At 73.4% G+C, this 12964-nt stretch carries 12 protein-coding genes and 1 pseudogene; all 13 read left to right on the top strand.

Features of this window, described 5'->3' with window-relative positions; all coding sequences use genetic code 11:
* The first annotated feature begins 92 nt into the window (after positions 1-92).
* The 13 genes and pseudogenes from ACZ6TV_RS17765 (at position 93) to ACZ6TV_RS17705 (ending at position 12929) form a co-directional block, all read left to right on the top strand.
* Complete coding sequence (locus ACZ6TV_RS17765; RefSeq protein WP_465298338.1) at positions 93-1655, top strand: amidohydrolase; 1563 nt, start codon at positions 93-95, stop codon at positions 1653-1655.
* Positions 1652-3229, top strand: a complete 1578-nt coding sequence (kamD, locus tag ACZ6TV_RS17760) for a lysine 5,6-aminomutase subunit alpha (RefSeq protein ID WP_465298258.1) — start codon at positions 1652-1654, stop codon at positions 3227-3229. Before ACZ6TV_RS17765 ends, kamD begins: the two co-directional genes overlap by 4 nt.
* Positions 3226-3972, top strand: a complete 747-nt coding sequence (kamE, locus tag ACZ6TV_RS17755) for a lysine 5,6-aminomutase subunit beta (RefSeq protein WP_465298257.1) — start codon at positions 3226-3228, stop codon at positions 3970-3972. Before kamD ends, kamE begins: the two co-directional genes overlap by 4 nt.
* 20 nt (positions 3973-3992) lie before the next feature.
* Positions 3993-4373, top strand: a pseudogene (kal, locus tag ACZ6TV_RS17750) (3-aminobutyryl-CoA ammonia lyase); the annotation flags it as partial.
* 136 nt (positions 4374-4509) lie between these two features.
* Positions 4510-5742, top strand: coding sequence for a glutamate mutase L (locus tag ACZ6TV_RS17745; RefSeq protein WP_465298256.1), 1233 nt, complete (start codon positions 4510-4512; stop codon positions 5740-5742).
* 809 nt (positions 5743-6551) lie between these two features.
* Positions 6552-8186: an apolipoprotein N-acyltransferase gene (lnt, locus tag ACZ6TV_RS17740; RefSeq protein WP_465298337.1), complete on the top strand. Its 1635-nt coding sequence runs from the start codon at positions 6552-6554 to the stop codon at positions 8184-8186.
* Positions 8183-9004, top strand: coding sequence for a polyprenol monophosphomannose synthase (locus ACZ6TV_RS17735; RefSeq protein WP_465298255.1), 822 nt, complete (start codon positions 8183-8185; stop codon positions 9002-9004). Before lnt ends, ACZ6TV_RS17735 begins: the two co-directional genes overlap by 4 nt.
* 10 nt (positions 9005-9014) lie before the next feature.
* Positions 9015-9554 carry an FxsA family protein gene (locus tag ACZ6TV_RS17730; RefSeq protein WP_465298254.1) on the top strand — a complete coding sequence of 180 codons (540 nt, stop codon included), beginning with the start codon at positions 9015-9017 and terminating at the stop codon, positions 9552-9554.
* The gene (locus tag ACZ6TV_RS17725; protein WP_465298253.1) at positions 9551-10165 is read left to right on the top strand and encodes a nucleoside/nucleotide kinase family protein; all 615 of its coding nucleotides are present in this window, start codon (positions 9551-9553) and stop codon (positions 10163-10165) included. Before ACZ6TV_RS17730 ends, ACZ6TV_RS17725 begins: the two co-directional genes overlap by 4 nt.
* Positions 10162-11190 (top strand): DUF4037 domain-containing protein, encoded by a 1029-nt coding sequence (locus ACZ6TV_RS17720; protein WP_465298252.1) that lies wholly within the window; start codon positions 10162-10164, stop codon positions 11188-11190. The genes ACZ6TV_RS17725 and ACZ6TV_RS17720 overlap by 4 nt, the downstream gene beginning before the upstream one ends.
* A gap of 26 nt (positions 11191-11216) precedes the next feature.
* Complete coding sequence (locus ACZ6TV_RS17715) at positions 11217-11762, top strand: hypothetical protein (RefSeq protein WP_465298251.1); 546 nt, start codon at positions 11217-11219, stop codon at positions 11760-11762.
* Complete coding sequence (locus tag ACZ6TV_RS17710; RefSeq protein ID WP_465298250.1) at positions 11759-12268, top strand: GNAT family N-acetyltransferase; 510 nt, start codon at positions 11759-11761, stop codon at positions 12266-12268. Before ACZ6TV_RS17715 ends, ACZ6TV_RS17710 begins: the two co-directional genes overlap by 4 nt.
* Before the next feature lie 154 nt (positions 12269-12422).
* The gene (locus ACZ6TV_RS17705; RefSeq protein ID WP_465298249.1) at positions 12423-12929 is read left to right on the top strand and encodes a hypothetical protein; all 507 of its coding nucleotides are present in this window, start codon (positions 12423-12425) and stop codon (positions 12927-12929) included.
* Positions 12930-12964: the final 35 nt, after the last annotated feature.

Genomic DNA, 12964 nt, shown 5'->3' with positions numbered 1-12964 from the left:
GACCCGAGCACCTGGCCGGGCACCGGGTCATCCGGGTCATCCGGGAAGTCACACACCACGGCACACGCCGAAGCGGTGCCCGGGTTGGCAGACTGAGCCGCATGCGAACCCTCTTCCGTGGCGGCCGGGTCCACACCCCCGCAGACCCGTCCGCGACCGCGCTGCTCGTCGACGGCGACACGATCGCCTGGCTCGGACCGGACGCCGACGCGCCGACCCGCACCGCCGGGCGGGTCGACCGGGTCGTCGACCTCGACGGGGCCCTCGTCACGCCCGCGTTCGTCGACGCGCACGTGCACACCACCGCCACCGGGTTCACACTGCGCGGCCTCAACCTCGCCGGCACCACCTCCAGGCAGCAGGTCCTCGACGCCGTCGCCGCGCACGCGGCGACCCTGCCCGCGGACGCCATCGTCATCGGGCACGGCTGGGACGAGTCCGGCTGGGCGGACCAGCGGACCCCGACCGCCGCCGAGCTCGACCGGGCCGGCGACGGCCGCGCCGTCTACCTGTCCCGGACCTGCGTCCACGCGGCGCTCGTCTCCTCGGCCCTGCTCACCGGCGCCGTGCGGGCAGCCGCCGGGTTCGACGCGTCCGGGTGGCTGCGCCGCGACGCGCACCACCTCGTCAGGGAGGTCGCGTTCGGGTCCGTGACCCGGGCACAGACCGTCGACGCGCAACGCGCCGCACTGCAGCACGCCGCGTCGCTCGGGATCGCGTCGGTCCACGAGTGCGGCGGACCCGGCACGTCCGGCGAGGACGACTTCGTCGCCGCGATGCGGCACGGACAATGGCTGCCCGAGGTGTACGGGCTGTGGGGCGAGCCGAACGCGGCGGCGAAGGCGAAGGAGCTCGGCGCCGTCGGCGCCGCCGGTGACCTGTACGCCGACGGTGCGCTCGGCGCCCGCACCGCGCACCTGCGGGCCGCGTACCTGGACGGGACCGGCCGGGACGAGCACGGCAACCGGGTCGACGAGCACGGCCACGGCTACCTGAGCGCGACGCAGGTGACCGAGCACGTCGTGGACTGCGTCCGGCACGGGATGCAGAGCGGCTTCCACGCCATCGGTGACCAGGCGATCGACACGGTCCTCGCCGGGTTCGCGGGCGCGGCGAAACAGGTCGGCGTGGACCGGGTCCGCGGCGGCCGGCACCGCATCGAGCACGTGGAGCTGCTGGACAAGGCGTTGATCGCGAAGCTGGTGGACTTCGGGATCGTGGCGAGTGTCCAGCCGGCGTTCGACCGGCTGTGGGGCGGTGAGCGCGGCATGTACGCGCAGCGGCTCGGCAAGGCCCGGTCCCTGGCGTCCAACCCGATCGGTGCCCTCGCCGGGGTCGGGGTGCTGCTGGCGTTCGGGTCGGACTCGCCGGTCACCGACCTGGACCCGTGGGGGACGTGCCGGGCCGCGATGCGGCACCACAACCCGGTCCAGCGGATCGGGGCGAAGGCGGCGTTCGCCGCGCACACCCGCGGCGGGTGGCGGGCCGTCGGCGTCGACGACGAAGGGGTCCTCAACCCCGGCTGGTCGGCGACGTTCACCGTGTGGGACACGACCGACGACATCGGTGAGGTCCTGCACACCGAGACGAACCCGGCCGCGCGGGTGACGGTCCTGCGGGGCCGGCCGATCTACGCACGGCGGGAGCGCGAATGACCGCACAGCAAACACCGACACCGGGGAAGCTGCGGCTGGACCGGCGGACCGTCGGCACCGCCCGGCGGCTCGCCGCGGCCGCCGGCAGACCGGTCGTCGACCTGGCACGCAGCCACACGACGGTGTCCGTGGAGCGGGCCACGCTCCGGCTCGCCGGGATCAGCGGCGCGGACCCGGACGGCATCCCCTGGGTCAACCGGCTCGTCGACACCGTCCGCGACCAGGTCGGCCTCGCCGGCGGCGTCGCCGGTCCCGTCTACGACGCGTTGCTGCGCGACGGGCACCTGGACCTGACACTGCTGGCGCAGAAAGCCACCGCCGGCAGTGTCACGTTCACCGCCGGGCCGGCCGGTACACCGGCGAAACGGGCCGCGGTGAAAGCCGTCAAGGCCGGTCTCGCCCGCGTCGACAAGCAGCGGCAGGCCCGGGAACGGCTGATCAGGAAGATCGGCGACCCGCCGCAGCGGCCGTGGATCTACCTGATCGTCGCCACCGGCGACATCTACGAGGACATCCCGCAGGCGCAGGCGGCGGCGCGGGCCGGCGCGGACGTCATCGCCGTCATCCGGTCCACCGGGCAGTCGCTGCTGGACTACGTGCCGGAAGGCGCGACCCGGGAAGGGTTCGCGGGCACGTACGCGACGCAGGAGAACTTCAAGCTGATGCGCGCCGCGCTCGACGAGACGTCGAAGGAGGTCGGCCGGTACGTGCGGCTGACGAACTACGCGTCCGGGCTGTGCATGCCGGAGATCGCCGCGCTCGCCGGCCTGGAACGGCTCGACATGATGCTCAACGACTCGATGTACGGGATCCTGTTCCGCGACATCAACCCGATCCGCACGTTCGTCGACCAGCGGTTCTCCCGGCAGATCCACGCCCGCGCCGGGATCATCATCAACACCGGCGAGGACAACTACCTCACCACCGCCGACGCCGTCGACGCCGCCCACACGGTGACCGTGTCGCAGCTGCTCAACGAGTACTTCGCGCACGAGGCCGGGCTGCAGGACTGGCAGCTGGGACTCGGGCACGCGTTCGAGATCAACCCGGAGGTCCCGGAGTCGTTCCGGCTGGAGCTCGCGCACGCGCTCCTGGCCCGGGAACTGTTCCCGGACGCGCCGCTGAAATGGATGCCGCCGACGAAACACATGACCGGCGACGTGTTCCGCGGGAACCTCCTGGACGGGTTCTTCAACCTCGCCGGGACGCTGACCGGGCAGGGGATCCTGCTGGTCGGGATGATGACGGAGGCGGTCGTGACACCGTGGCTGTCCGACCGGGACATCGCCCTGCAAAACGTCCGGTACGTCCTGTCGGCGGCGGGGAACCTGCACGAGGACTTCACCCCCGGTCCGTTCATCCGCGACCGCGCCCACACGGTGCTGCGGGAGGCGGTGACGCTGCTGCGGCAGATCGGCGAGCAGGGACTCCTCGACGCGATCGGCGCCGGCACGTTCGGGATCATGCGCCGCCCCGCCGACCGCGGCAAAGGCCTCGACGGCGTCGAGGCCCGCGGACCCGGCTACTTCAACCCCGCGATCGACCTCCTCGACGCCCCGGACGGTGCAGCATGACCGCGGACCCGACCGGCGCGGTGATCCGCCCGTACGGCGACACGACCGGCGACGGCATGGTCCAGGTCAGCTTCACCCTGCCCCTCGCCGCCGACAAACGCGGCGAGGGCGCGGCGCTGCAACTGGCCGGGAAGATGGGCATCGACCCGGCGATGGTCGTGCACGCCCGGCCGATCGGCGAACGGCACACGTTCTTCGTCGTGTACGGGCGCGTCAACCACCTCGTCGAACCCGGCAAGGTCGTCGTCGCCGAACGCGACTACCCGCTGCTGTCCGCGAAAGAGGTCAACGCCGGCATCCGGGCCCGGCTGCGCCGCAAACTCGTCGTCGTCGGCGCGTGCATCGGCACCGACGCGCACACCGTCGGGATCGACGCCATCCTCAACGTGAAAGGGATCGCCGGTGAGAAAGGCCTCGAGTACTACCGGGAGTGCCGGGTGGTGAACCTCGGCGCGCAGGTCGCCGTCCCCGCGCTCGTCGAACACGCCCGCGCCGAGAAAGCCGACGCCGTCCTCGTCTCGCAGGTCGTCACGCAACGCGACGCGCACCTGCACAACACGCGGGAGATGTCGGCGGCGTTCCGGGAGGCGTTCCCCGCCGCGAAACGGCCGCTGCTGGTCGTCGGCGGGCCCCGGTTCGACGAGCTGCAGACCGAGGACCTCGGCGTCGACCGGATCTTCGGCCGGGGCACCACACCCCGTGAGGTCGCGTCGTACCTCGTCCACGCCGTGAGCACCCGATGACCAGCCCGGTGAGCAGCCCGGTGAGCAGGGCGCGGGTGGGAGTGCGTGTCGTGCACCGCCGGTACGTGCCGTACTCGCACGCGCACTACGCCGGGAACCTCGTCGACGGCGCGTACAGCCTCGCCCTGTTCGGTGACGTCGCCACCGAACTGTGCATCCGCACCGACGGCGACGAAGGGCTGTTCGCCGGGTACAGCAGCGTCGCCTTCCACGCGCCCGTCCACGCCGGTGACGTCCTCGAGGTCACCGCGACGATCACCAGGGTCGGGACCCGGTCCCGGACGGTCGACTTCACGTGCCACGTCGTCTGCCGCGGCACCCCGGAGGTCAGCGCGTCAGCGGCGGCGGTCCTCGACCCGCCGGTCCTCGCCGTCTCCGCGACCGGCACCGTCGTCGTGCCCGCCGCCGGACCAGCCACCTCGCCGGCCGCCGGGTCAGCCACTGAGCCGGCCACTGAGCCGGCCACTGAGCCGGCCGCCGGGCCAGGTGGCGGGCCTGCGGCCGGGGCCGGTGGGCCGGCCGCCGGGGCGTAGACCGATGGGTGCCCTCGTCGCGTGCGTGGACGTCGGGTCGACGGACACGAAACTCGCCGTCGTCGACGTCACCGACGGCACCCTCACGCACACCGCGACCCACCCCACCACCGGCGGTGACGTCCTGCACGGCGTCGACGCGCTCCTCACCGCGGCCGGGCCCGTCCAGGACGTGTACTGCTGCTCCTCCGCCGGTGGCGGACTCCGGCTCGCCGTCATCGGCTACGAAGCGCTCGTCTCCGCCGACGCCGCGCACCGCGTCGCGTTGTCCGCCGGGGCGCGGGTCGTCCACGTCGCCGCCGGCCCGCAGACCCGCACCGGGATACAGACGGTCCGGGCCGCGAACCCCGACGTGGTCCTGCTCGTCGGCGGGACCGACGGCGGCGACGGCGACGTGCTGCTGCACAACGCCCGGCAGGTCGCCGCCACCCGCCGGCGGACCCCGGTCGTCGTGGCCGGCAACACCGACGTGCGAGCCGAAGCCGTCGAGGTGCTGACGGCGGCGGGTGTACCGGCATTCGCCGCCGCGAACGTCCTGCCGAAGATCGGTGTCGTCGACCCCGCACCCGCCCGCGCCGCGATCCGCGACGTGTTCCTGCGGCACGTCATCGGCGGCAAACACCTCTCCCGCGGGCCCCGCTTCGGCAGGCTCGTGCGGATGGCGACCCCCGACGCCGTCCTCACCGGCGTGTCACTGCTCGCCGACACCATCAACGGCACCGAAGACGGCGGCACCGGCGGGGACCTCCTCGTCGTCGACGTGGGCGGCGCCACCACCGACGTGTACTCCGCGCTCGTCCCCGACGGCAGCACCGCCGTCGCCGGCACCCTGTGGCGCGCCAGGACCGTCGAAGGGGACCTCGGGGTGCGGTGGAACGTCGACGGCGTGCACACCGCCGCGGCCCGCGAACACGTCACCGTCCCGGACGAAGGTGCCCTCGGCATCGCCGCCGCCGCCACGGTCGTCGCCGTGCGGCGGCACGCGCGCAGCGGCCGGGACCTCCGCAACGTCACGTCGGTGATCGCGTCCGGTGGTGTGTTCCGGCACACCGAACCCGCCACCGCCGTCGCGGCGATCCAGCCGGCGTTGCACGACCACGCCGGTGGATGGGCGCTGCCACGCGCACCCACCGTCACCGTCGACAGCCGGTACGTCCTGGCCCCCGCCGGGCTGCTCGCGGCCGATCATCCCGCCGCGGCGGCCGCGCTGCTCACCACCTACCTCTACAGCGGGTGACGACCGGCCCGCCCGGCGGCGCTCATCCGGCGCGGGTGAACGCACCCCGACACACCGCACCCGACACACCCGACACGCCGACGCAGGTGAATTACATCGCGTGCGACGGTTGACAGTCCCCCCGGGACAGCGCGTAACGTCTTTGCGTCCTACTTCGGCGCGGGTGACCACGGTTCGCTACTCCCCAACGCCCACTGATCGGACGTCCTCGTCAACCGACGGGACGCCACCGGATCCAGTGGGCGGGGGTCGGCGGGGGCCGCGGGCCGGGCGCCCACCGGTGTCAGGGCAGGGGCGTCACGCGACCAGTAGACAACGACCCGACCCGGGCAGCCAGCCCGCGCCGAGCCGGAACGAAGGCCGCGAACGACACCACTGCCGCACCGGCCGGACCAAGGGCCTGGGAGCGCGGGGCGCGACTTCGGTCGCGCCCCGATTTCAGCCCCGAAGCGCACAGCCGCCAGGGCCACCGCAGTCCCGCCCGACGGTCACCGGCAACGGTCGCGAGGGTGTGGTGACGGCCGGTCCGGTTGCGATCCAGACACAGTCCAGCCACATCCCAGCACATTCACAGCCCCATGCCACGCTCCGATTCCTTCTCCGGGCCGCCCGGGCCGCATAATTGGCGCCGCGGGCCGGACAGCGGACCGCGGGCCGGTGCACACCCGGTCGGAGGCGGCGGCCGGCACGGCAGAGGGATGGCGCAGGTGACGTTGGTCAGCACCAGCAGCGCGGCGGACGGCCCTGCCGACGAACCTGCCGACGACCCGGCACCGGCCGGAACCGTCGAGCCGCAGACCGCGGCACCGGTGACAGCGGCAGTGGCAGTGCCTCCGGGTCCTCGGGTCCTGCCGCTGTGGGCCGCGACCCTCCTCGCCGCCGCCGCCGGGCCCGTGATGCTCGTCGCGTTCCCGCCGTACGGGTGGTGGTGGGCCGCACCCGTCGCCGTCGCCCTCGCCGCCGCGTCCGTGCACGGCAGGCGGCTCCGCGCCGGGTTCGGGCTCGGCACCCTCACCGGCGCCCTGTACTTCACGCCGCTGCTGTCCTGGACCAACCTGCACACCGGCATGGTCCCGTGGCTGCTGCTGTCCACGCTGCAGGCGCTGTTCATCGGGCTCCTCGGCGCCGCCACCGCCTGGATCAGCCCGCTGCGGGCCCGCGCGTGGGTGTGGGTGCCGCTGCTCGCCGCCGTCTGGACCGCGCAGGAGGCGCTGCGCGACCGGGCACCGTTCGGCGGGTTCCCGTGGGGGCGGCTCGCGTTCAGCCAGGACACGTCGCCGCTGCTGCGGCTCGCCGCGCTCGGCGGGGCGCCGCTGGTCACGTTCGCGGTCGCGTGCACCGGTGCCCTCCTCGCCGTCCCGTTCATCCGGACCTCCAGCACACACCGCCCCAGCACCGACGCCGGTGTCACCCGCGGGTGGTTTTCGAGGGTGAAACCCGCCGCCGGGCCCGTCCTCGCCGCCGCGCTCACCGGCGCGGCGCTGCTCGTGCCGCTGCAGCAGCCGACCGGCAAGGGCGTCTACGTCGCCGTCGTGCAGGGCAACGTGCCGCGGCTCGGCCTCGACTTCAACGAGCAGCGCCGCGCCGTCCTGGACAACCACGTCCGGGCCACCGTCGAGCTCGGCCGGAAGGTCACCCAGGACGGCGCCCGCCGCCCGGACCTGATCGTGTGGCCGGAGAACTCGTCCGACATCGACCCGCTGCGCAACGCCGACGCCGCCGCCGCGATCTCCACCGCCGCCCGCGCCGTCGGCGTGCCGATCCTCGTCGGTGCCGTCCTCACCGACCCCGCCGTCGGGGTCGAGAACGCCGGCCTCGTGTGGGAACCCGACACCGACCCCGCCGGGAACCCCCGCCAGGGCGGCGTCTCCGGCCGGTACGTCAAACGGCACCCCGTCCCGTTCGCCGAGACGATGCCGCTGCGGGACATCGCCCGGATCGTCAGCAAAGAGGTCGACCGGGTCTCCGACATGACCGCCGGTGACACCCCCGGTGTCCTGCGGGTCGGGCCGGCGACCGTCGGTGACGTCATCTGCTTCGAGGTCGCCTACGACGGGCTCGTCCGGGACACCGTCACCGGCGGCGCGCAGCTGCTGGCGGTGCAGACCAACAACGCGACGTTCGACGAGGCCGAAGCCCGCCAGCAGCTGGCCATGGTGCGGCTGCGGGCCGTCGAACACGGCCGTGACGCGCTCATGGCCTCCACGGTCGGGATCTCCGCGTTCACCGACGCCGCCGGACGCACCTACGAAGAGACCGGCTTCAATGAGGGTGCCGTCATCCTGCGGGAGTTGCACCTGGGTGGCGGCCGGACGCTGGCCACGACGCTCGGCGCCGGACCCGAATATGTGATCGTCATGCTGGGTATTGCCGGACTGGTGGCCGCCACCGCGGTCCGCAGACGCACCCGGGCAGCACTGGCACCGACCGAGGAGGACGTGTGAGCACACCCGACCGAGGCGAATACCCAGGGGTCGGCAGGGTCCTCGTCATCATCCCCACCTACAACGAGGCCGACAACATCCGGCCCATCGTGCAACGGGTCCGCGCGGCCACCCCCACCGTCGACATCCTCATCGCCGACGACAACAGCCCCGACGGCACCGGGCGGATCGCCGACGAGCTCGCCGCCGACGACCCGCACCTCCACGTCCTGCACCGGCCCGGCAAGCAAGGGCTCGGCGCCGCGTACATGGCCGGGTTCGCGTGGGGCACCGAGCACGACTACGACGCCGTCGTCGAGATGGACGCCGACGGGTCCCACGCCCCCGAGGAGCTGCCCCGGCTGCTCGACGCGCTCGGCGAGGCCGACGTCGTCCTCGGCTCCCGCTACGTCAAAGGCGGCAAGACCGTCGGGTGGCCGTTCCACCGGCACCTGATCTCCCGCAGCGGCAACCTGTACGTGCGGATCGCCCTCGGGATGCCGTTCAAGGACGCGACCGGCGGCTACCGCGCCTACCGCACCCCCGTCCTGAGCAAGATCGAGATCGAGTCGATCGCGTCGCAGGGGTACTGCTTCCAGGTCGACCTGGCCTGGCGTTCCTACCGCAACGGGTTCCGCGTCCAGGAGGTCCCGATCACGTTCGCCGAACGGCAACGCGGGCACTCGAAGATGAGCTCCACCATCGTCCGGGAAGCGCTGCTGCGGGTCACCGTCTGGGGCGCCCGCGCCCGCTGGGAGGCGCTGCGCCGCGGCGTCGCCGGCAGCGGACCCCGCACGCAGCCCAGCGACGCCCGCGCGGGCGCGCGGCAAGGCGGCTGAGGACACGCACATGCGGAAGCTGGGTTTCGCCGCCGCCGGCGCTCTCGTCCTCGTCATCGCCGAGATCACCGTGTTCGTGCTCGTCGCGCACGCGATCGGCTGGTGGTGGGCCGTCCTCGCCGGGGTCGTCACCACCGTCCTCGGCGGGATCCTCCTCAAACGCGAAGGCGTCCGCGCCTGGCAGCGGCTGCGGACCGCGATGAGCGAGGGCCGGCCACCCGGCCGTGAGGCCGGCACCGGCGTCGCCGGGCTCGCCGCCGCGCTGCTGCTGCTCGTCCCCGGGTTCATCACCGACGCCGCCGGGCTGCTCCTGCTGATCCCGCCCGTGCGGGCGTTCACCGGGCGGCAGATCCGGCAGGCGACCGAGGCGCGGATCTCCGCCGCCGCGGCCGGGGACCTGTTCGGGCCGCGGATCGTCAAAGCGACCCGCGCCGACACCCCCAGCGGGGGTCAGGTGCCCACCCAAGCCGCCGGCGGCGGGGAAGTGCTGCAGGGCGAGGTCATCGAGGGCGACGTGATCGACCCGCAGCACCGCCACCACACCCAGTGAAGGCCCGGCCGGTCACCGTCGACGCGCTGGCCGCCGACATCGCCGCACGGGTGCTCCGCGACGCCGCGACACGGGTCGCCGTGGACGGGGCACCCACCGCGGCGCCGGAGGTCCTCGCCGCGCGGATCGCCGCCGCCGTCACCGACGCCGGCGGGCACGCTGTGCACATCCCCGCCGGAGGGTTCCTGCGCGCCGCGTCGCTGCGGCTGGAGCGTGGCCGCACCAACCCCGACGCCTACTACGAGGACTGGCTCGACCTGCGGGCGATCACCCGGGAGGTCCTCACCCCCGCCGCCGCCGGAGGCACCGGCAGGGTCCTGCCGTCGCTGTGGGACCCGGTCAAGGACCGCGCGACCCGGGCCCCCTACCTGGAACTGCCGCCCGGCGCGGTCGTCGTCGTGTCGGGCACGATGCTGCTCGGCGCCGGCCTCGACTTCGACGTCACCGTCCACCTCACCCAGACCGCGGCGGCGCTCGCCCGGCGCACCCCCGACCCGTGGCAGTGGACGCTGCCCGCGTTCCAGCGCTACGACGAGGAAGCGATGCCACAGGAATACGCCGACGTCGTCGTCCGCGCCGACGACCCCCGCCACCCGGCGCTCGTCCTGTGACCGCCTTCCTGCCGGGGGTCCGGCTGTGCGAGGAGTTCTACACCACGGCGGTCCGGCCGCTGCTCGACGCGCACTACCCGGGACTGCCGCACACGGCGGCGCGGATCGGACCCGGGTCCGACGTCCTCGGCTACGACACGCCCCGCTCGACCGACCACGACTGGGGACCCAGGCTCACCCTGCTGCTCGACCCCGCCGACGCCACCCGGCACGGGCCGGGCATCGACGCGATGCTGCGGGACCGGCTGCCGAAGCAGATCCTCGGCTGGCCGACGCACTTCATGCCACCCGGCGAACGGATCCGGGTCATGACCGCGACCGACGGGCCCGTCGCGCACCGGGTCGAGATCAGCACCTTCGACGACTGGGTCACCGACCGGTTCGGGGCGCCGTTCACCGGGACGCTGCTGGACTGGCTCGCCACCCCCGCGCAGGTGTTCGCCGAAACCGTCGGCGGTGCCGTCTACCACGACGACGACGGGCAGCTGACCGGGTTGCGGGCCACGGTGGCGTGGTACCCGCCGGACGTGTGGCGGTACGTCCTCGCCGCGCAGTGGACCCACCTCGCGCAGGAGGAGGCGTTCCCGGCACGGGCCGCCGAAGCCGGCGACACGCTCGGCGCGCGGATCGTCACCGCGCGGCTCACCCGGCACGTGATGCGGCTCAGGCTGCTGCAGGCACGGCTGTACCCGCCGTACAGCAAATGGCTCGGCACCGCGTACACCCGGCACACCGGCGACGGGTTCGACGACCTGTGCGACGCGTACGAGACCGCCGGGCAGGTCCAGAACGGTCTCGGGCTGTCCGCGGTGGTCGACGCGATCCGGCGCCCGTACTTCGACCGGCCGTACGACGTGATCGACGCCGGACGGTTCGCCGCCGCGCTCCACGACGCGATCGGCGACCCGGACGTCCGCCGGCTGCCGCCCGTCGGCGCCGTCGACCAGCACACCGACAGCACCGACCTGCTGACCAACCCTGACCTGCGGCGGGCCGTCACCGCCGCCATCCTGCACATGCACTGAACGTCGGGGGGCTACCGTCGCAAGGTGTGAAGACGTTCTGGTTGGACCGCGACCGGGACCGGTACTTCAGCGCCGTCCAGGACCGGGCCGCTGACTTCGCCGGCACCATCGGTGACATCGCACCCGTCGGGTTCGCATGCGTCGCCTGGGCCACCGCGACCCCGCCGCTGCTCGACCCCGGCTATGTCCGCTGGCACCGGCGGGTCCTGTCCGTGCTGTGCCTGCGCAACCCGTTCGACGGCGGCCTCACCGCCCGCGTCGAGCTCGTTTCGCCGCTCCCGGCGCCGCTGACCGCGTCCCGCACGTGGTGGCGGGACCGCGGCTGGCGCGGCTGGCCCGAACTGTTCGGGCAGTTCGTGCAGCCGACCGCGGAGGACCTCAGCCGGCACCCGCACCTGCGCGGCACCCTGCTGCTGGAGACCCCGCTGCCGCTGGACGGGCTGCCGACCCCGACGCAGGACCGGCACGTCGGCGCCGCGGCCGAACGCGCCGTCGCCGTCCTCGTCCGGCACCTCGACGACGTCGTCCGGCCCGTCGTGGAGCAGCTGGACACCGACCACGCCGACAGGTGAACCACCGAGCAGGCCACGGAGCAGGCCACGGAGCAGGCCACAGGGCCGCCCGTGCCCTCACCGGCGAGGAATGGCAGCTCAAACGGCAGCTGCGGCTCGCCGCGCTGCTGGACAGCCCGGCCACGTTCGCCAGCAGCCACGCCCGTGAGGCCCGCCGGTCGGCGCGGGAGTGGCAGGAATGGCCGCCGCACGGCGTCTGCTACGCCGCGTTCGACGGCCCCGAACCCGTCGGGATCGCCTGCGGGTGGATCACCCCAGGCGAGCCGGAGGTCGCCCACCTGATCAGCATGTGGGTGTGCCCGGCCGCCCGCGGCCGCGGCGTCGCCGGGCTGCTCGTCACCGCCGTCACCGACTGGGCCCGCGGGCGGGGCGCCCGGACCGCCGAGCTGGAGGTCGCCGCCGGGAACACCGCGGCGCTGCGCGCCTACACGCGGGCCGGGTTCACGGTGACGCGGCGGGCGCCGTTCACGGCCGGCGGCACGGTCCTCCGGCGCGGCGTCGCGTAGAACGACCACAGGTTCAACGAGTCACGCCGACCGGTGTCACCGGCTGCCCTAACGGCGTCCCGCCTTTGACTGAAAGGATGACGCGTTTTGCGTATTTTGTGGCGTTCAACTACATAGTGTGACTGCGTCATCACGACACGAGGGGGAGTCAACGATGCGTAACACACAGCGGTTCCTGGCCATGGCCGGTATGACCCTGGCCGCCGGCGCGGTCTTCGGCATGACCGCCACCACCGCTTCGGCAGCACCCGCCGCCGACACCAGCACCACCGTCGTCAAGCCCGGCCCGGGCGGCCCCGGCGGCGGTCCCGGGGGCAACAACGGCGGCGGCAACAACAACGGCGGGAACAACGGGGGCAACAACGGCGGGGGCAACAACCACCCCGGCGGCAACAACAACGGCGGCGGCAACGGCGGGAACAACAACGGCGGCATGCGCCACCACAACAACGGGTGGATCGGCACGTTCGACGGTCACCGCCGCGACAACCGCTGGGTGCAGTCCTGGCCGGTCCGGACCTACTCGACGGCGAAGGCCTGCAACTTCGCGGGCTGGGTCGGCGAGGTCCGCAACCAGTGGGACGACAGCGACTGCTACAAGATCGGCCGCAAGAAGTTCCTGCTCGTCGCCCACGAGTACGGCCGTCGCCACCACCGCTGAACCAGCGCGCGACAGCACAGCGGGCGGCACCCCAC

The sequence above is a fragment of the Dactylosporangium sp. NPDC051087 genome, assembly GCF_055586325.1.
Note: the sequence above shows the minus strand (reverse complement) of the source record. Positions and strands in the feature narration are given on the sequence as shown.

Coding starts and splice junctions, on each gene's coding strand:
- kamD (WP_465298258.1), top strand. CDS start 1,652: ATGACCGCACAGCAAACACCGACACCGGGGAAGCTGCGGCTGGACCGG.
- kamE (WP_465298257.1), top strand. CDS start 3,226: ATGACCGCGGACCCGACCGGCGCGGTGATCCGCCCGTACGGCGACACG.
- ACZ6TV_RS17745 (WP_465298256.1), top strand. CDS start 4,510: ATGGGTGCCCTCGTCGCGTGCGTGGACGTCGGGTCGACGGACACGAAA.
- ACZ6TV_RS17730 (WP_465298254.1), top strand. CDS start 9,015: ATGCGGAAGCTGGGTTTCGCCGCCGCCGGCGCTCTCGTCCTCGTCATC.
- ACZ6TV_RS17705 (WP_465298249.1), top strand. CDS start 12,423: ATGCGTAACACACAGCGGTTCCTGGCCATGGCCGGTATGACCCTGGCC.